Here is a 17591-nt window from a genome sequence, read left to right on the forward strand (position 1 = left end):
GCGATTTTCGGCGCGACTACTTGACGATCTTGGTGATCTGCCCGGCCCCCACTGTCCGGCCGCCCTCGCGGATGGCGAATTTCAATCCCACTTCCATGGCGATCGGCTGGATGAGCTTCACCGACATGTGGACGTTGTCGCCCGGAAGCACCATCTCGACGCTCTCGGGGAGCGTCACCACCCCGGTCACATCCGTGGTCCGGAAGTAGAACTGCGGGCGATAGTTGTTGAAGAACGGGGTGTGCCTGCCGCCCTCCTCCTTGGAGAGGATGTACGCCTGGCCCTCGAACTCGGTGTGCGGAGTGACCGACCCGGGCTTGATGACGCACTGGCCGCGTTCCACATCCTCGCGACGGATACCGCGCAGCAGGAGGCCCACGTTCTCGCCGGCCTGGCCCTCGTCGAGCAGTTTGCGGAACATTTCGATGCCGGTGACCGTGGTCTTGGTGGTCTTCGGGCGGATACCTACTATCTCCACCTCCGCATTGACCTTGAGGATGCCGCGTTCGATGCGCCCGGTCACCACGGTGCCGCGGCCGGTGATGGTGAAGACGTCCTCGATCGGCATGAGGAAGGGCTTCTCCACCTCGCGGGCGGGGGTGTCGATCCAGGAGTCGACGGCGTCGAGGAGTTCGACGATGCCGGAACCCCAGTCGCCGGAGGGGTTCTCCAGGGCCTTGAAGGCGGAGATGCGGACCACCGGGCTGTTGTCACCGTCGAACTCGTACTCGGTGAGGAGTTCCTGCACCTCGAGTTCGACCAGTTCGAGGATCTCCTCGTCGTCGACCATGTCGCACTTGTTCAGGGCCACCACGATTTTGGGGACGCCCACCTGCCGCGCCAGGATCACGTGCTCCTTGGTCTGGGGCATGGGGCCGTCGGTGGCGGCCACGACCAGGATCGCGCCGTCCATCTGGGCGGCACCGGTGATCATGTTCTTGATGTAGTCGGCGTGGCCGGGGCAGTCGACGTGGGCGTAGTGGCGGTTCTCGGTCTGGTACTCGACATGCGCGATGGAGATGGTGATGCCGCGTTGGCGTTCCTCGGGGGCCTTGTCGATGGCCTCGAACGGCGTGAACGGATTCAGGTCCGGATGCTGTTCGTGTAGTACCCGGGTAATCGCCGCGGTGAGAGTGGTTTTGCCGTGGTCGATATGACCGATGGTGCCGACATTCACGTGCGGCTTCGTCCGCTGGAACTTCGCCTTCGCCACTGCGATCCTCCTGTGCGCCCGTGGGATCCGAAGTGGGCACCGGAGGGTGGGGACACCGCTGGACAATGCCCGACTACGGTGTCGTTTCCAGCGTATGGGCCGGATCGGGCGAAAGGTCGGGAATGGGCTGATCGGACGTCGAGCGGGATTGACGTGCGGTTTCCTACAATCCGGGGATGTCGTTGCGGTGGCCGTTCAGCGGCCGGGGTGCGGAACTGACGCGGATCCGGCGGGTGCTGGCGGGCGGCGGGAGCGTAGTGCTCGCGGGCGGGGCGGGTGTCGGGAAGAGCCGAATCGCGGCCGAGGCCGCACCGGGGGGCCGTGCGGGTGCGCGCCAATGCGACCGCGAAAGCATTGCCGCTCGGGGCATTCGGGACATTGCTGCCCGCCGAGGCGGTGACCGACAATCTGCTCGGCTGGGCGGGGCAGGCCGTGCGGGAGGCCGTGCGCGGGGTGCTGATCGTCGATGACGCGCATCAGCTGGATGCGGTGTCCGCGGCGCTGGTTCGGCAATTGGTGGACGGCGGGCAGCAGGTGCTGGTGACGGTTCGGACCGGGGAGAGCTGTCCCGACCCGATCACCTCACTGTGGCGAGACGGGCCGGGCGAGCGGATCGAACTCGGCGCACTGCCCGATGACGAGGTGGCCGCGGTGCTCGCGGGGGTGCTGGGCGGGCCGGTCGAGAATGCGGGGCGGTTGACGGCGCTCAGTCGCGGGAATGTGCTGTATCTGCGGGAATTGGTGAACGAGGCGGTCGAGCGCGGCACGCTGACCGAGCACGGCGGGGTGTGGCGGTGGCATGGGGCGGTGCCGCTGTCCCGGCAGTTGAGCGAGCTGATCTCCGGGCGAATCGGCGAGCTGACAGCGGCGTAGTCCGAGGTGCTGGAGTTGGTCGCGCTGGGCGAACCGCTCGAACTCGGGAAATTGCTGACAGTGTCGGCGGTGGACGCGGTCGAGCAGATCGAGGAACGCGGGCTGGTCGTGATCGCGGATGAAGAGGCTCGACCACAATCGGGACGTCGCACCATGATTCGACTGGCCCATCCGCTCTACGGTGAGACCGTGCGTGCGGAGCTACCCCGCCTGCGGGGTACGCGACGCTATCGACAGCTCGCCGAAATGCACGAGACCGGGAGCCACGCTCGGGCGGATGAGCTTCGAATCGCTTTGTGGCGGTTGGAGAGTGGATCGTACTCCGCGCCCGAGCCGCTGCTGGCGGCGTTGCGGCTGGCGTGGGCGGGGCACGACTATCCGCTGGCCGAACGGTTCGGGTGGGCCGCCGTGGAAGCCGGGGCGGGGCCGGAGGCGGCGGTGCTGCTCGCGCCGGTGCTCGGGTACGGCGGGAAGATGCGGCAGGCCGAAGCGCTGCTCGAAAAGGTGTGGGAGCAGCCGTGTGATGAGCGGACGCGGACGCTGCTCATCTCGACGCGGTTGAACATCATGGCGACGCTGGGCGGGCGGAGGAGGCCATCGCGCTGGTCGAAGCGGCCGAGCTGCTGCTGACCGCACCGGAGAACCGGCAGGAACTCATGTTCTGGCAGTCGTCGATCCACTTCGCGCTGGGGCATTTCGACAAGGCGCTCACCGTGCTGGACGCGATCACCGCTGCCCCGGTGAGCATTCCGATCCTGGCGCAGGCACTCGGGCAGCGGGCGTGGACGCTCACCTTCATGGGGCGGGCGGTGGAGGCGCTCGCCGATGTGGAGGTGGCGTTGGATTGCCGGGAGCAGTGGCAGGACGCGGTGCCGGTGTTCGTGCGGGCCTTGCAGGGCATCAAACAGATCGCCGCAATCTTCGCCGGTGAGCTCGGAATCGCGGGTGACGCAGTGGAATTGGGCGAGACCACCACGGGCGACGGCAGCGACTGGGCGGTGTCGGAGGCCGAGAACGCGCATGCGCGCGGCGGGCTGGAACGGCAGCGCGGGCGGATGCGGACGGCGGCGCGACTACTCGCAACCCCCTCCCCCGGCGTCGCATTGAGCGATATGCAGGCGCATCGGTGGGCGGAGCTGGCCACCGCGGCGGCGCTGGCCGGGGATGTGGCGACGGCCGAGGAGGCGCTCGCGAAAGGTGCGGAGACCGGGCTCGAGGTCGCACTGCTCTTCGGGGTGGATCTGGCGCGACCGTGGGTTGCTGTGGCGCGGGGGGAATTCGCGCGGGCGGCCGAACTGGCGCTCGCCAACATGGACCGAATGCGGTTGGCGGGGGCCATATCCCAAGCGGTGGTGGCCGGGCACGACGCGGTGCGACTGGGCTGCGCGACCGCGGTCGCCGACGGGCTCGTCGAGCTGGCCGCCGAATGCCAGGGCGAGTTCGCTTCCGTCGCAGCGGATCACGCGCGGGCGGCGAGCGCCGTGGACGGTCCGGGACTGAATGCGGTGTCGGAACGGTTCGAGCGACTCGGGTATCTGCTGCTCGCCGCCGATGCCGCCGCCAGGCCGCGAACGCGTTCGAGAGTGCGGGGCGCTCGGCGTCGGCACGCTCGGCCGCAGCACGGGCCGAGCTGCTGGCCGAGGCGTGTGAAGGCGTGACGACACCGGCACTGGCCCGCCTCGACGCACCACAGCTCACGCCGCGTGAACTCGAGATCGCGCGGCTCGCGGGCGACGGGCTGGCCAACCGGGAGATCGCGGAACGACTGGTGCTGTCGGTCCGCACGGTCGAGAACACCCTGCATACCGTCTATCAGAAGCTGGGCGTCTCGAACCGCGCCGAGCTCGGCACGCTACTGCGCTCCGGCACCTCGGCTCCGGGTGGCGGAACCTCGCGGTAGCGATGTCCGGGCGCGACGCGGTGCACCCGCTCGGTGCCGACGGCGAGACTCAGGATGTGCGGCTGCCCGGTGGGTCAGTGGCCGTGATTGTCGGCGACGACGCCGCTGAGTTCGTTCGGGGCCGCGTCCAGGGTCACCGAGTTCGTCACCTTGCCGGCGGCCAGGTCGACACGGTGGATCTGTTTGGTGACGGGGTCGCTGACGTAGACCTCCGCGCCGCGGACGAAGATCGCCGGACGTGCTTCCTGCCACTTCAGGGGTTCTTCCCAGGCGGCGGTGACGGGGAAGCTGCGGGTTACCGTGCCCGCCACGGGGTCGATGACGTGGATTTTGCCGTCGGTGCCGAGGACGAGGGCTTCGCCCTGGGGGCCGCGAGCCAGCGAGCGGAAGGTGTAGCTGGTGCCGAGCTGGACCAGGCGCAGGCTGCCGTCTCGGGTGTCGATGAGCGAAACCTGGGTGGGGCGTTCGAGTTCGGCGTTCTTGTCCTGCTTGTAGTCGCCGAGCGCGATCGGGGACAGGGGGCTGCCTGCCTGGTTTCCGATGCGGCCGTACGGGGTCGGGCTGGTGACCTTGGTGATGACGCCGTTGCGGTAGATGAGAGCGCCGGTCTGGCAGCCGATGACGACGGCCTCACCGGCGGTGGTGGATTCGCCGTGGACGCCGGGGCAGTCCTCGTTGCGGGCGATCTCCTTGCGGTCCTTGTCGAGGACGGCCATGCCGACCCGCTTCTCCTCGGTGCCGAGGGTGACGACCAGTTCGCCCGTCGAAAGCTGCACCGCCACACCGTGATGCGGGGCGGCAGCCTGGTACACCTCGGCCTTCGGCTTGCCGTTCGCCAGATCGTGCGGGTCGAAGATGGTGACCTCGCCGGTGCCGTCGGTGAACAGGACGGTGCGGTCGGCGTGGCGGACCACGTGACCGGGCTTGGCGCCGGGGAATTCGATGTCGGTCAGGGTCGCGCCGGTGGCGTCGAGGACGCGGAACCCGTCCTTGGTGGAGACCATGACGTGGCTGTCGTCGCCTGCCGGGTTGACGCGGTTGTAGCCGTCGAGCTTCAGATCGCTTGCGACCTTCAGGGTTTCGCCGTCGAGCAGGTAGATGCCCCCGTCGTAGGTGACGGCGAGCGGGTCGTTGATCTTCGGGGCCGGATCGGACTTCTCCGAACCGCAGCCGCTCAGGGCGACCGCCGAGGCCAGCAGACCGGTCAGGGCCGCCGCGGTGGCGGGACGAAAACGCATGGGGTTACTCCTCATCGGGCAGGGTGGGGTGGATCAAGGCTTGGTCAGGCCGGAGACGATGGCGTCGGTGTTGGCGCGCATCATTTCCAGGTAGGTGGCCGCTCCCCCGCCGGGCGCGGTGAGGGATTCGGTGTGCAGGGCGACGACTTGGACGTTCACGCCCGCTTGCGTGGCGAGGACCCGGGCGAGGCGGTCGGGCTGGGACGAGTCGGCGAAGATCGCGCGGACACCCGCGGTGCGCACGGCGGTGGCGAGATCCGCGAGATCGGAGGCGCTCGGCGAGGCGAGGGCCGTACCGCTGGGGATCACCGCGCCGATGACCTCGAAGCCGAAACGCTGGGCTAGATAGCCGAATACGTGATGGTTGGTGACCAGGCGGCGGCTCTCGGCGGGGAGGGCGGCGAAGCGATCGGTCATCCATGCGTCGAGGGTGGCGACCTCGGCGAGATAGCGGTCGGTGTTGGCGCGCACCGCATTCGCGTCGATTCCATCGAGTTCGAGCAGCCGGGCGCTGAGCACCTCGACCGCGCGGCGGACCCGGGCCGGGTCGGTCCAGAAGTGCGGGTCGGGACGGTCGGTGGCCCGGTAGTTCAGCGGGTCGACCCGCTCACCGACGGAAAGTGTTGCGACGCCGGACTGTTCGGCGGCGGAGACGTGGCGCTGGACGCCCTCCTCCAGGCCCAGGCCGTTGTGGACCAGCAGGGCCGCGTGTTCGATACGGGCGGCCTGCTGCGCCGAGATGGCGAACTGGTGCGGGTCCGCACCGGCGGGCATGAGCACCATGACCGAGGCGGCGTCGCCGACCAGGGACTGGGTGATGTCGCCGAGAATATTGGTGGTCACGACGATTTCGAGACGGTCGGAGTCGGCGTTCGAACAGGCCGGGAGCAGCGCCAGTACGGCGAGGGCGCAGCCGGCGACGACGGCCGTCAATAGTTTTGTGCGGTGCGGCTCCCGGCGTAGGACAGCGGCGCGGCGTCGGAACAGTCTCATCGGCCGGTCTCCACCATGTAGTCGGGTGCGATGTCGAGTGGGAAGGTGCGGGCGCGGCGGAGGTTGTCGCGGTAGTCGATCTCGTACACGGATTTCGCCTGCGGGTCGTTGAGGTAGGCACGGCTCGAATCGATGTCGATGACCGGACGGGACGCACCGGAGACCGGAGCGGAAAGCAGTTGGGCGCGAGCGGTTTCGGCTCCCGTGCCGGGGTCGTAGGCGTGCATGATGCCGTCGGCGGTGAGGGTCAGCACGGAACTGCCCTCGCCCGCGGTATTCGCCGCGACCACCGGGCCGACCTCGAACAGACGCCACATACCCGAGCGGATGTCGAGCAGCCAGACACCGCGGTCACCGGCGTGGGCGACCAGGGTGGTGCTACCGGGGCGGTGGGTGAAGGCGGTCGGGCGGTCGGCGGCGGAAACCTGGCCGGGGTAGGCGATTTTCGTGGCGGCGAAGGCGCCCTCGTCGGCGGAGACGACCAGAACGCCGTCCGCGCAGCCGAATACGATGCCGCGCCGGGTGACCGCTGATCCGCGTGGTTCGGCGCAGGGCTCGGTGAGTGGTGTCACCGTCGCGCCGTCCCGTGACCGCACCTCCGCTCGGCCGGAGGGATGCACGGCGACCAGGTGTTCGGCGAACGGAACAGCCAGACCTTCAACTATGCGCTGCTGGGCAACCGATCCCGTGTCCAGCGCTTTCCGATCCAGGAGTGTGGTGCCGGAGTCGGAGATGATCGCCGCCACCGCCGGATCGCTGTGCACCGCCCGGATTTCGCCGCGGTCTAGCGCGCCGATCTCCCTGATGGCGGTCGTGTAGTAGTGCATGTGGTCGCCGTGATCGACGGTCCAGGCGCCGCCGTCGACGATGCGGGCGGCGTTCGGGGTGGAGAGAAACGCGAAGCGATCATCGGCTGCCACGCCGGTTACTCCGGCCGCCCGGCCCGCTTCGGTGATCTGCTCGGTGGTCAGATCGATCACGCGGGTCGCACCGGAGACGTCTGCCACCACCAAACGTGTTTGCGGGGAGTCGGTTTCCTCCGCGCCCGCCACGTAGCCGTGCGGGACGTCGGCGGGGGCCGTGTCGTCGACGGGCCTGGTGCATCCGAGCAGGGAGCCGAACGAGATCAGCAGGGCCAGCGCCGCAACGGTATTCGGCGTTCCCGGGGCGCGACGGCGCAGCGAGCCGAGGAGACCGGGGCGACGCAGCGCCGAACGCAGTGCCGCCGCGAGCGCGGAGACGAAGAACAGGCCGACCGCGACCGCCGCGATGGTCGCACCCGCCGCCGTTCCGGCATGCCAGGAGATGAGCAGGCCGGTGACGGTGGCGATTCCGCCGAACAGCGCGGCCAGGGCCATGATCACCGGGATCCGGTCGGCCCAGTAGGTGGCGGCGGCGGGCGGGGCGATGAGTAGCCCGAAGACCAGCAGTGTGCCCACCACGTGGAAGGACGCCACGATCGCGAGTGTCAGCAGTGCGAGCAGTGCGGCGTGTGCCAGGCGTGGGCGCAGGCCCAAGGTGTGGGCGGTGCGCGGGTCGAAGGCCAGGGCCACGAACGACCGATGGCCGAGGACGGCGACCACCAGTGAAATGCCCAGCGCGACGGCCAGATAGACCAGGTCCTGGTGACGAATGGCCAGAACGTCACCGAAGAGCATGCCGGTGACATCGACTGCGAAGGATTGCGAGCGGGACACGATGATCACGCCCAGCGCGAGCATGCCCGCGAACAGCAGGCCGATGGCGGTGTCGGCGGCGAAGCGGGAGCTGCGGCCCATAGCGGTGACGCCCGCTGCCATGGCTCCGGCGCTGAAAGCCGCTCCCAGCAGCAGGTTTCCGCCGAGCAGCGAGGCGATGGCGACGCCGGGCAGCAGGCCGTGCGCCATGGCCTCGCCCAGAAATGCCATGCCGCGCACCACAACCCAGGTGCCGGCGAGGGCGCACACACCGGAGACCAGCAGGCCGCCCCAGAGCGCTCGTTGCACGAAGGACACTTCGAAGGGGGCGATCAGGAACTCCACGAGAGGGCACCCTAATATGAAAATGATTTTCAGTACAAGTTAGGTGAGATAGTGAACAACGCAGAGACAGCCGCGGTGCGGATCGAGAAGCTGTGCGCCGGATACCGCTCGCGGACCGTGCTGGACCAGGTGACGGCCGATATTCCGGCCGGGCGGGTGACCGCGGTGGTCGGGCCGAACGGATCCGGGAAATCCACCCTGCTGGGAGTGTTGGCGGGGGTGATCACGCCGCTGGCCGGTGCGGTCATCCATGCGAGCAGCAGTCGCCCGGCGCTGGTGGTGCAGCAGAGCGCGGTGCCCGCGACGCTGCCGATCACCGTCCGCGAGACCGTGGCCATGGGACGGTGGGCGCATCGCGGACCGTGGCGGCGGCTCACTCGCCGCGATCATGACCTCGTCGGCGAATGCCTCGACCGCATGGGGATCGGCGATCTCGCCGCACGACGACTGACCGATCTCTCCGGCGGCCAACGTCAGCGTGCGCTGCTCGCCCGCGCGCTGGCGCAGGAGGCGGAGTTGCTCCTGCTGGACGAGCCCACGACCGGTCTGGATATCGATGCGCAGCAACAGATCTCGCGCACCCTGCGGGACGTCGCGGCCGGCGGGGTCGCGGTCGTGCATTCGACCCACGACCGGGCCGAAGCGCTGCGCGCCGATCACTGCCTGCTACTCGGCGATGGACGGCTCGCCGACGCCGGGGTGCCGCGTGAGGTGCTGCCGGTCGCGGCGTAGCCGGGTCAGCGGCTCCAGGCCAGTTTGATTCTGGTGGTGGCCAGGAAGTCCGCCGTCAATTCGCGCAGGGCGAGGAATTGGCCTCCGGTGCCGTACTTTTGGCGCAGGCCGCCGAAGTCGGCGTATTCGGCCGCCGCCGCGATCTGGTTCGATTCGGGGATGCGGGTGGGGAAGAGCCTGGGCAGGGAGTGGTTGCGGGAGAGGGCTTCCAGGACCTGGCGGTGCACCGCGGAGGAGCGGCGGTATTTGGTGACCACCACGCCGAGTTCCTCGATGGGGGCTCCCCAGTCGGCGGCGAGGTGGCGGATGTGGTGCTGGACGGACGGAATGCCGTAGGTGGACATGAAATCCGGGATGGTGGGGATGAGATAGCCGTCGGCTATGCGCAATCCGTTCTGGGTGATGGTGCCGAGGTTGGGCGGGCAGTCGATGAGGACGAAGTCGTAGCCGCCGAGCACATCCGCCAGTGAGGCCGCGAGGACCGTGGTGGGGTCGTTGCCGCGCAGGTGCGGCAGATCATCCTGTTGCGCAATGAGCTTCGGGGAGGACGGTAAGAGGTCGACCGAGGTGACGACCGACATCGGGGAGACCTGCTGCTGCACCAGGCGGGCGGCATTGCCGGGGCGACGCCCGGCCAGGGCGTCGGCGAAGACCGCGGCCAGGGTGGCGTCGGCGGAATCCAGTTCCGCCCTGCGTTTTTCGCCGACCATCATGGTGGTGAGATTGGTTTGCGGGTCCAGGTCCACGACCAGGACGCGTTTGCCGAATTCGACGGAGAGGATCTCGGCCAGGGCGGCGGTGGTGGTCGTCTTGCCCACGCCGCCCTTGAGGTTGAAGATCGCCACCACGTAGGGCCGGGCCTGACCGCGCACCGGGTGTTTCTCCCAGATCCGTTGCGGCCGCTCGAATTGCAGGATCCGGGACGACTTCGCGGGCCAGTCCCAGCCGAATCCCCGCTCCCCCTCGTCCCCCACGGGCGTCCGAGCATCGGGCACCACGTCGCCACGCAACTCCACCAGCTCGTAACCCTCCATCGCCTCGACCGCCGTGGCGGTCCGAGTCAGCCTAGTGATCGGCGCCCGTGGCGGAGGGCTTCGACACGACGTGTCTCAGTTCTCGGGACGGAGATCACGGCATCGCCGCAGGCACTCCGGCAATCGGGACATTTCGCATTCGACGCGCCGAACCCCGACCCGATTCGACACGCCCAGTAACGTGGGGCCCATGACAGCTGTTGCAGATCGTTCGCTCGGGCCGGAACTGGTACGCACCGAGAGCATCGGCGAGGCCGATGTGCTCGTCATCGGACTCACGTCGTCCGACGACGGTCCCGTCATCGCGCCCGCGGACGCCTTCGGCGATGTGCTGGACGCCGACACCCGGGCGGCGCTGCTGACCGCCCTGCGCGCGGTCGGAGCCAAGGGCAAGCCCGAGGAGCTCACCCGGGTTCCGGCGCCGGCCGGACTGGGCGTGGACAGTGTGCTCGCGGTCGGCCTCGGCCCGGCCGAGAAAGTGGACGCCGAGCAGATCCGCAAGTCGGCCGGTGTGGCCGGGCGGGCGCTGGCCGGGACCGCGACAGCGGTCACCACGCTGTCCGGGCTCGATCTGGGCGCGGCGGCCGAGGGGTTCTACCTCGGGGCCTACCAGTTCACCGCGTTCAAGTCGGTGAAGTCCGCGCCGAAGCCGGGTGACCAGCCGGTCGCTCGCGTCGAATTCCTGGTTCCCGACGCGGGATTCGGTGAAGAAGCCCTGTTCCGCGCCCAGGCCGTGGCCGAAGCCGTCGCCACCGCACGGGATTTCGTGAACACTCCCCCGAACGCGCTGTTCCCGGCCGAATTCGCCAACCGCGCAGCCGAATTGGCCAAGGCCGCCGGACTGCACGTGGAGATCCTCGACGAAACCGAGCTGGAGGCCAAGGGCTTCGGCGGCATCCTCGGCGTCGGCAAGGGCTCCTCGCGGCCGCCGCGGCTGATCCGCATCACCTACGCGGGCGGCGACAAGAAGGTCGCGCTCATCGGCAAGGGCATCACCTTCGACACCGGCGGCATCTCCATCAAGCCGGCCGCGAACATGGAGAACATGACCTCCGATATGGGCGGCGCGGCGGCGGTCATCGCCACCACGCTGCTGGCGGCGCGGCTGAGCCTGCCCCTCACCGTGGTCGCGACCGTGCCGATGGCCGAGAACATGCCGTCCGCGACCGCGCAGCGTCCGGGCGACGTGCTGGTGCAGTACGGCGGCACCACCGTCGAGGTGATCAATACCGATGCCGAGGGCCGGCTGATCCTGGCCGACGCCATCGTGCGCGCGAGCGAGGACGAGCCGGACTACCTGATCGACGTGGCCACCCTCACCGGCGCGCAGATGGTGGCGCTGGGCACCCGCACCCCGGGCGTGATGGGCACCGACGCCTTCCGGGATCGGGTGGCGCGCATCTCCCAGGGCGTCGGCGAGAACGCCTGGGCCATGCCGCTTCCCGCGGAACTGCGCGGCGACCTCAACTCCAAGATCGCCGATCTGGCGAATGTCGCACCGCACCGCTGGGGCGGCATGCTGTCGGCCGGGCTGTTCCTCAAGGAGTTCGTGCCGGAGTCGGTCGAGTGGGCGCACCTGGATGTCGCCGGCCCCGCCTACAACACCGGCGGGCCGTTCGGCTACATCGGCAAGGGCGGCACCGGCGTCCCGGTCCGCACCCTCATCGCCACCCTCGAGGACATCGCCGCGGAGTAGGCGGCAGCACAGTTCGCGGTAATGCTCGTTCGGCATGGCCGAAAATCGCTGGCGCAGAATATATTCTGCGCCGGCATCGCTCGGCGCGGGAACTACTCCTCGGGTGCGGCGGGGAGGCCCACGACGAAGAGGATGCGGTCGTGGTATTCGACCGAATCGACCTGGAAGAGTTCGAGATCGATGTGGCGGTGCTCGCCGGAATCCGGGTCGCGGAGTTCCATGCGCGGGGTCTGGCGGCCGAATCCGGCGTCGCCGTTCGCCCAGATGCGACGGAAATCGGGATAGCGGCTCAGCTCCTCGAGTGTCTCGGACCACCATTTGGCATTGTCGGAACGGCCGATGAATCCGCGCACGAGTGAGACGGTCAGGTAGGCCTCGCGTTCCCATTCCACGAGAGCCTGTTTCGATCGTTCGTCGGCAAATATCCAGCGCAGCACGCTGCCGTTGTCGAGGATGCCGGTGAAGGTGCGACCGTAGGCGGCATTGCAGGCCAGCACATTCGAGCGCGTGTCGAGATATGCGGCGGGATTCGGCTCGTGCCGGACCAGGCTCTGGCGCATCCCCGGCGAGAGGGTGGCGCGCAGATCCTCGACGGTGGGCATGTCGATCTCGCTCAGCCCGGCCAGGTCGTAGAGGTGGCGGCGGTCCGCGTCGGAGACCAGCTCCTTCTCGTCCAGACAGCTGAGCAGCGCCTCCACCACGGTGCGGGTGGGTTTGCGGTCACGGTCGTCGAGTTCCAGGTGCGCGACGTAGCTGGCGCTCAGATGCGCGGAGCGGGCCAGCCGCTCGCGGGAAATGGCGCGCGCGTCACGCAGCCGCCGCAGCACCGATCCGAAGGTGGGTAGCGGTAGCGCGTCACCCGCGGGTGAGTCGACTTTCTTATGCAATGCAGCTACCCCTCGAGCAAAACGTAAACGCAGAGAGGACCGGGGTCCATACTCCTGCCTGTATATCAGGCAAATACAAGGCAACTCCATGTTTCCGACACGCGTTTTCCGGAAACTCCATTTTCCCCACCGCCGTCGGCTTTGCCGCGCCGAGGTCCGGCGGACGGGATTCGCGCCGGTGGCGGGCTCGCGCGGCGCAGGTGAAAGCTTCAACCAGACCGCCCGGTTCGCGACGCTCGCCACAACTGACCGGCCTCACGAAACTCGGTGACATGGGACACGGGACAAGTCGGGCGTCCGTGCAGTTCGCGGCGCTCGGCGACCACTCACAGCCCCCTCGGCGGTAGCGAGAGGTCCGCTCATCGGCCGCCCTGTGACACGCCGCACGCGCGGTAGTGCAAGGATGGGTTCCGGAACAACAACCTACGGATCTCCGGGAGCCACAGAAAGTTCGGTGGCTGTACGGGTGTTCACCGCGACCCGCGGTGCGCGCCACCCCGAGACACACTGTTTAACCCGACGAGCAGTCAGAGGAGTCAACGGACATGGCCTTCTCCGTCCAGATGCCGGCTCTTGGTGAGAGCGTCACCGAGGGCACTGTGACCAGGTGGCTGAAGCAGGAAGGAGACACGGTCGAGGTCGACGAGCCGCTGCTCGAGGTCTCCACCGACAAGGTCGACACCGAAATCCCGTCTCCCGCAGCCGGTGTCCTGGTCAAGATCGTGGCGCAGGAAGACGACGTGATCGAGGTCGGTGGCGAACTCGGCGTGATCGGTGACGCGGGTGAGGCTCCGGCCCCCGCTGCCGCGCCCGCCCCGGAAGCCGCGCCCGCACCTGCCCCCGAACCCGAGCCGGCCCCCGCGCCGCAGGCTGCCGCACCGGCCGCCGCCCCCGAACCCGCGCCCGCCGGCAATGGCGGCGCCGCCTCCGGTACCCCGGTGAAGATGCCCGAACTGGGCGAATCCGTCACCGAGGGCACCGTCACCCGCTGGCTGAAGCAGGTCGGCGATCAGGTCGAGGTCGACGAGCCGCTGCTCGAGGTCTCCACCGACAAGGTCGACACCGAGATCCCGTCGCCCGTCGCGGGCACGCTGCTGGAGATCACCGCGCAGGAAGACGACGTGGTCAACGTCGGCGGCCAGCTCGGCGTCATCGGCTCCGGATCCCCGGCCGCCGCCCCGGCTCCGGCCCCCGCGCCCGCCCCGGCTCCGGCCGCACCCGCTCCGGCCCCCGCGCCCGCCCCGGCACCGGCTCCGGCCGCCGCGGCTCCCGCTCCAGCCCCGGCGCCCGCGCCCGCTCCGGCTCCCGCGCAGAAGCCCGCCCCGGTGCCCGCCGGTGCGACCCCGGCCGATGAGCCGTCCTCCAACGGTGGTCCGTACGTGACCCCGCTGGTGCGAAAGCTGGCGCAGGAGAACGGCGTCGACCTCGCGAGCCTGACCGGCTCCGGCGTCGGTGGCCGCATCCGCAAGCAGGATGTGCTGGCCGCCGCCGAGGCGAAGAAGGCTCCGGCTCCGGCAGCACATCTTCCCCAGGAAAAGGCGTCCGAATCCGGAGCGGCAGTCTCGGTTTCTGCCAGCACTCCCGCTTCGCGTCCGAGCCTGGCGCACCTGCCCGGCACGGTCCAGAAGGCCAGCCGCATCCGGCAGATCACGGCCACCAAGACCCGCGAGTCGCTGCAGACCACCGCGCAGCTCACGCAGGTCCACGAGGTCGACATGACCCGCATCGCCGCCCTGCGCGGCAAGGCCAAGGCCGCCTTCAAGCAGCGGGAGGGCGTGAACATCACGTTCCTGCCGTTCTACGCGAAGGCCGTCATCGAGGCCCTCGCGGTGCACCCGAACGTGAACGCCTCCTACAACGAGGACACCAAGGAGATCACCTACCACTCGGTGGTCAACCTGGGTATCGCGGTCGACACCGAGAACGGTCTGCTGTCGCCGGTCATCCACAACGCCAACGACCTGTCGCTGGCGGGCCTGGCCCGCGCCATCGCCGATATCGCCAACCGGGCGCGCACCGGCGGACTGAAGCCGAACGACCTGTCGGGCGGCACGTTCACCATCACGAACATCGGTTCGCAGGGCGCACTGTTCGACACCCCGATCCTGGTCCCGCCGCAGGCCGCCATGCTGGGCACCGGCGCAATCGTCAAGCGCCCCATGGTGATCAGCGATGACGGCAGCGAGTTCATCGGCATCCGCTCGATGGCCTACCTGCCGCTGACCTACGATCACCGGCTCATCGACGGCGCCGACGCCGGCCGCTTCCTCACCACCATCAAGCACCGGCTGGAAGAGGCGGCGTTCGAGGGCGACCTCGGCCTGTAGTAGCACTGTTCGCATGAAGGTTGTGGTCGCCGGTTCGTCCGGGTTGATCGGTACGGCGCTCGTCGCGGCTCTGCGCCGCGACGGGCACCGGGTCACCCGCCTGGTCCGGCGGCCCGCCCAGGCGCGCGACGAATTCCGCTGGGATCCGGTGCGCGCCGATCTGGACGAACGCGCGCTGCGCGATGCGGACGCCGTGGTGAATCTCTGCGGCGCGAGCATCGGGCGGCGGCGCTGGAACGGCAGTTACAAGCAGGAACTGCGGGACAGCCGGGTGGTTCCGACCGATGTGCTGGCCTCCGCGGTGGCCGCCGAGGGCGTGCCGATTCTGGTGAGCGCCAGCGGCGTGCACTACTACGGCGGCGACAGCGGGAATCGCGTCGTCACCGAGAGTTCGCCCGCGGGAACGGGTTTCCTGCCGAGCCTGTGCCTGGACTGGGAGGGCGCGACCCTGCCCGCCGCCGAGGCGGGAGCACGCGTGGTGCTGCTGCGCAGTGCGGTGGTGCTGGCCAAGCACGGCGGCATGTTCAGTCAGCTGTATCCGCTGTATGCCCTCGGGCTGGGCGGGCGGCTGGGCAACGGCCGCCAGTACCTGCCGTGGATCTCGCTCGACGACGAGATCGCGGCCCTCGTTTTCGCGCTCACGCACGAAAGTCTTTCCGGCCCGGTGAATCTGGCGGGCCCGGCTCCGGTCACCAACGCCGAGTTCACCCGCGCGGTCGGCCGGGCCATGCATCGGCCCACGCCACTGGTGGTGCCCGCCTTCGCATTACGCGCGGTGCTGGGCGAATTCGCGCAGGAGGGCATTCTGCACGGGCCGCGCGCGATTCCGACGAAGCTCGAGGAAGCCGGGTTCGAGTTCCAGCATCCGACCGTCGGCGCCGCGCTGGCGGCGACCCTCGGCCGCAACTGACCCGCAACTGGCCGAAACCACGGCATTTCACACAGGCGTACCGTGGTCGTAGGTCGGTCGACTAAATCCCCTGGGTAACGCCGAAGCGCTACAGATCTGAGACCTGAATGCCGACCCGATGACGTGTAAGACGCCCATAATCAGGTAACTCGGTAGTAGCCATTGCCGATAACTCCCCATTCGACCCGTGCGGGATACGGGCCATCGAGTGACAGGGGGTCACCAATGTTCAAAACAATCGCGGCCGAACTGTTCGTCGCATTCGCGCTCCTCGCGGGCGGATACACCGTGCAGACCATCGACGATCCCTATCATTGCCTGCCGCACGTGCTTGCCCCCGGTGACCTCGTGCAATGCCTGGACGAAGACTGACGCCGGGTGAGGTCCGGCTCACAACCGCATCCTGATTACCGTTGGGGGCGTGAGTGAAACTCCCTCCCCCACCGTGCTCGCCCGCGCCGAACTCCAGCTGCGCGACGCACGGGAGAGCGATCTGCCGGAGATCCTGGCGATCCACAACCACGCCATCGCCGAGACCACGGCCATCTGGGATACCGAACCGGCCGATCTGGACGAACGCAAGGCGTGGTTCGAGACCCGCACCCGCGGCGGCTACCCCATCCTGGTCGCCGAGATCGACGGCGCGGTCGCCGGGTACGCCAGCTACGCGCAGTTCCGGCCCAAGTCGGGATACCGCTTCTCCGTGGAGAATTCGGTGTACGTGGCCGAGAAGTTCCACCGCCGCGGCGTGGCCACCACCCTCATGCGCGCACTCATCGAACGCGCGCAGCGCGGCGGCGTGCACGTCATGGTCGCGGCCGTCGAATCCGGCAACACCACCTCCATCGCCCTGCACGCGAAGTTCGGCTTCGAGATCGTCGGGCGGATGCCGGAGGTCGGGCACAAGTTCGGGCGCTGGATCGATCTGACGCTGATGCAGCTCACGATCGATGATGGCGTAACGTCGCTGTCGTGAGCGAGAGCACCACCGCCGCCTCTGGCAGACCGGCCGTCACCCCGGCCCGCGGCATCTCGGCCCGCCTCGACAGCACCGAACTGCTGGTGGAGGATCTGGGCCTCATCGACTACACCGAGGCGTGGGAGAAGCAGCGCGAGATCGCGAGCGAACGCGCCGAGGGCATCGGACAGGATCGGCTGCTGCTGCTGGAGCATCCGTTCGTATTCACCGCCGGACGGCGCACCGAGGCCCAGGACCTGCCCATGGACGGCAGCCCGGTGATCGAGGTCGACCGCGGCGGCAAGATCACCTGGCACGGCCCCGGGCAGCTGGTCGGATATCCGATCATCCGGCTCGCGGAGCCCGTCGACGTGGTCGCGTACGTGCGGCGGCTCGAAGAGGCCCTGATCGACGTGTGCGCGCAGCTGGGCGTGAATGCCGGTCGCGTGGAAGGCCGTTCGGGCGTCTGGGTGCCCGCGAACGACTTCCTGCCCGAGCGCAAAGTCGCCGCTATCGGCGTGCGCGTACAGCGCGGGGTGGCCATGCACGGCATCTCGCTGAACTGCAATTCGACCCTCGACGGCTTCAACGCCATCGTGCCGTGCGGCATCCGCGACGCCGGCGTCACCACGCTGACCCGCGAACTCCGCCGCGAGGTGACCGTCGCCGAGGTGCGGCCCCTGGTCGCCGACGCCATCACCCGAGCGCTCAACGGCGAGCTCCCGGTTACCGATCACCAGATCACCCGGCCCCCGGCTGTCACCGGCAAGGTGCCCGCCACCGCGGAATGATCACGAGCGTAAGGTGAC

17 protein-coding genes are annotated in these 17591 nt (G+C 68.9%); 11 read left to right on the plus strand and 6 right to left on the minus strand.

The features are described 5' to 3' along the window. Positions 1–16 precede the first annotated feature (16 nt). Positions 17–1213 carry an elongation factor Tu gene (gene tuf / locus JK358_RS08140; protein ID WP_201945257.1) on the minus strand — a complete coding sequence of 399 codons (1197 nt, stop codon included), beginning with the start codon at positions 1211–1213 and terminating at the stop codon, positions 17–19. Positions 1214–1540: 327 nt separating this feature from the next. Here tuf and JK358_RS08145 point away from each other — a divergent pair, with 327 nt between their 5' ends. Genes JK358_RS08145 through JK358_RS08160 form a run of 4 tightly spaced genes read left to right on the plus strand, consistent with a single transcriptional unit; the run spans position 1541 to position 3986 of the window. Further along, entirely contained in the window at positions 1541–2086 is a 546-nt protein-coding gene (locus JK358_RS08145) for a hypothetical protein (protein ID WP_201945258.1), read from the plus strand. A 6-nt stretch (positions 2087–2092) separates the two neighbouring features. Then, the gene (locus JK358_RS08150) at positions 2093–2716 is read left to right on the plus strand and encodes a hypothetical protein (RefSeq protein WP_201945259.1); all 624 of its coding nucleotides are present in this window, start codon (positions 2093–2095) and stop codon (positions 2714–2716) included. A gap of 26 nt (positions 2717–2742) precedes the next feature. Next, complete coding sequence (locus tag JK358_RS08155; protein WP_201945260.1) at positions 2743–3744, plus strand: hypothetical protein; 1002 nt, start codon at positions 2743–2745, stop codon at positions 3742–3744. Beyond that, positions 3741–3986: a helix-turn-helix domain-containing protein gene (locus JK358_RS08160; RefSeq protein ID WP_201945261.1), complete on the plus strand. Its 246-nt coding sequence runs from the start codon at positions 3741–3743 to the stop codon at positions 3984–3986. The genes JK358_RS08155 and JK358_RS08160 overlap by 4 nt, the downstream gene beginning before the upstream one ends. A gap of 74 nt (positions 3987–4060) precedes the next feature. Here the strand turns inward: JK358_RS08160 and aztD are convergent, their stop codons facing one another. Genes aztD through aztB form a run of 3 tightly spaced genes read right to left on the minus strand, consistent with a single transcriptional unit; the run spans position 4061 to position 8238 of the window. Next, complete coding sequence (gene aztD, locus JK358_RS08165; RefSeq protein WP_201945262.1) at positions 4061–5224, minus strand: zinc metallochaperone AztD; 1164 nt, start codon at positions 5222–5224, stop codon at positions 4061–4063. Positions 5225–5257: 33 nt separating this feature from the next. After that, positions 5258–6217, minus strand: a complete 960-nt coding sequence (gene aztC / locus JK358_RS08170; protein WP_201945263.1) for a zinc ABC transporter substrate-binding protein AztC — start codon at positions 6215–6217, stop codon at positions 5258–5260. Beyond that, positions 6214–8238 carry a zinc ABC transporter permease AztB gene (gene aztB, locus JK358_RS08175; RefSeq protein WP_201945264.1) on the minus strand — a complete coding sequence of 675 codons (2025 nt, stop codon included), beginning with the start codon at positions 8236–8238 and terminating at the stop codon, positions 6214–6216. The genes aztC and aztB overlap by 4 nt, the downstream gene beginning before the upstream one ends. A gap of 51 nt (positions 8239–8289) precedes the next feature. Here aztB and aztA point away from each other — a divergent pair, with 51 nt between their 5' ends. Next, complete coding sequence (gene aztA, locus JK358_RS08180; RefSeq protein ID WP_201945265.1) at positions 8290–8970, plus strand: zinc ABC transporter ATP-binding protein AztA; 681 nt, start codon at positions 8290–8292, stop codon at positions 8968–8970. A 5-nt stretch (positions 8971–8975) separates the two neighbouring features. On the opposite strand, the gene JK358_RS08185 is transcribed toward aztA, so the two are convergent. Next, positions 8976–10004, minus strand: a complete 1029-nt coding sequence (locus JK358_RS08185) for a ParA family protein (protein ID WP_201945266.1) — start codon at positions 10002–10004, stop codon at positions 8976–8978. 190 nt (positions 10005–10194) lie between these two features. Here JK358_RS08185 and JK358_RS08190 point away from each other — a divergent pair, with 190 nt between their 5' ends. Then, complete coding sequence (locus tag JK358_RS08190) at positions 10195–11700, plus strand: leucyl aminopeptidase (RefSeq protein ID WP_201945267.1); 1506 nt, start codon at positions 10195–10197, stop codon at positions 11698–11700. A 92-nt stretch (positions 11701–11792) separates the two neighbouring features. Here JK358_RS08190 and JK358_RS08195 read toward each other — a convergent pair whose 3' ends face one another. Further along, positions 11793–12587 carry a helix-turn-helix transcriptional regulator gene (locus JK358_RS08195; protein WP_232851006.1) on the minus strand — a complete coding sequence of 265 codons (795 nt, stop codon included), beginning with the start codon at positions 12585–12587 and terminating at the stop codon, positions 11793–11795. 545 nt (positions 12588–13132) lie between these two features. Between JK358_RS08195 and sucB the strand changes: the two genes are divergently transcribed. The 5 genes from sucB (at position 13133) to lipB (ending at position 17573) form a co-directional block, all read left to right on the plus strand. Next, positions 13133–14914 carry a 2-oxoglutarate dehydrogenase, E2 component, dihydrolipoamide succinyltransferase gene (gene sucB, locus JK358_RS08200; RefSeq protein WP_201945268.1) on the plus strand — a complete coding sequence of 594 codons (1782 nt, stop codon included), beginning with the start codon at positions 13133–13135 and terminating at the stop codon, positions 14912–14914. A 13-nt stretch (positions 14915–14927) separates the two neighbouring features. Continuing rightward, the gene (locus JK358_RS08205) at positions 14928–15824 is read left to right on the plus strand and encodes a TIGR01777 family oxidoreductase (protein ID WP_201945269.1); all 897 of its coding nucleotides are present in this window, start codon (positions 14928–14930) and stop codon (positions 15822–15824) included. A gap of 225 nt (positions 15825–16049) precedes the next feature. Further along, positions 16050–16196: a hypothetical protein gene (locus JK358_RS08210; RefSeq protein WP_201945270.1), complete on the plus strand. Its 147-nt coding sequence runs from the start codon at positions 16050–16052 to the stop codon at positions 16194–16196. A 49-nt stretch (positions 16197–16245) separates the two neighbouring features. Next, the gene (locus JK358_RS08215; RefSeq protein ID WP_307817389.1) at positions 16246–16800 is read left to right on the plus strand and encodes a GNAT family N-acetyltransferase; all 555 of its coding nucleotides are present in this window, start codon (positions 16246–16248) and stop codon (positions 16798–16800) included. A 53-nt stretch (positions 16801–16853) separates the two neighbouring features. Beyond that, entirely contained in the window at positions 16854–17573 is a 720-nt protein-coding gene (gene lipB / locus JK358_RS08220) for a lipoyl(octanoyl) transferase LipB (RefSeq protein ID WP_201946187.1), read from the plus strand. The last annotated feature ends 18 nt before the right edge of the window (positions 17574–17591 follow it).

It is taken from the genome of Nocardia acididurans (assembly GCF_016741815.1).
GTDB classification, from domain to species: Bacteria; Actinomycetota; Actinomycetes; order Mycobacteriales; family Mycobacteriaceae; genus Nocardia; species Nocardia acididurans.

What these genes read in the sequence shown, in the direction of transcription:
- JK358_RS08155 (WP_201945260.1), top strand. Translation starts at nt 2,743, where the DNA reads ATGTTCTGGCAGTCGTCGATCCACTTCGCGCTGGGGCATTTCGACAAG.
- aztD (WP_201945262.1), bottom strand. Translation starts at nt 5,224, where the DNA reads ATGCGTTTTCGTCCCGCCACCGCGGCGGCCCTGACCGGTCTGCTGGCC.
- aztC (WP_201945263.1), bottom strand. Translation starts at nt 6,217, where the DNA reads ATGAGACTGTTCCGACGCCGCGCCGCTGTCCTACGCCGGGAGCCGCAC.
- JK358_RS08185 (WP_201945266.1), bottom strand. Translation starts at nt 10,004, where the DNA reads ATGGAGGGTTACGAGCTGGTGGAGTTGCGTGGCGACGTGGTGCCCGAT.
- JK358_RS08190 (WP_201945267.1), top strand. Translation starts at nt 10,195, where the DNA reads ATGACAGCTGTTGCAGATCGTTCGCTCGGGCCGGAACTGGTACGCACC.
- sucB (WP_201945268.1), top strand. Translation starts at nt 13,133, where the DNA reads ATGGCCTTCTCCGTCCAGATGCCGGCTCTTGGTGAGAGCGTCACCGAG.
- JK358_RS08205 (WP_201945269.1), top strand. Translation starts at nt 14,928, where the DNA reads ATGAAGGTTGTGGTCGCCGGTTCGTCCGGGTTGATCGGTACGGCGCTC.
- JK358_RS08210 (WP_201945270.1), top strand. Translation starts at nt 16,050, where the DNA reads ATGTTCAAAACAATCGCGGCCGAACTGTTCGTCGCATTCGCGCTCCTC.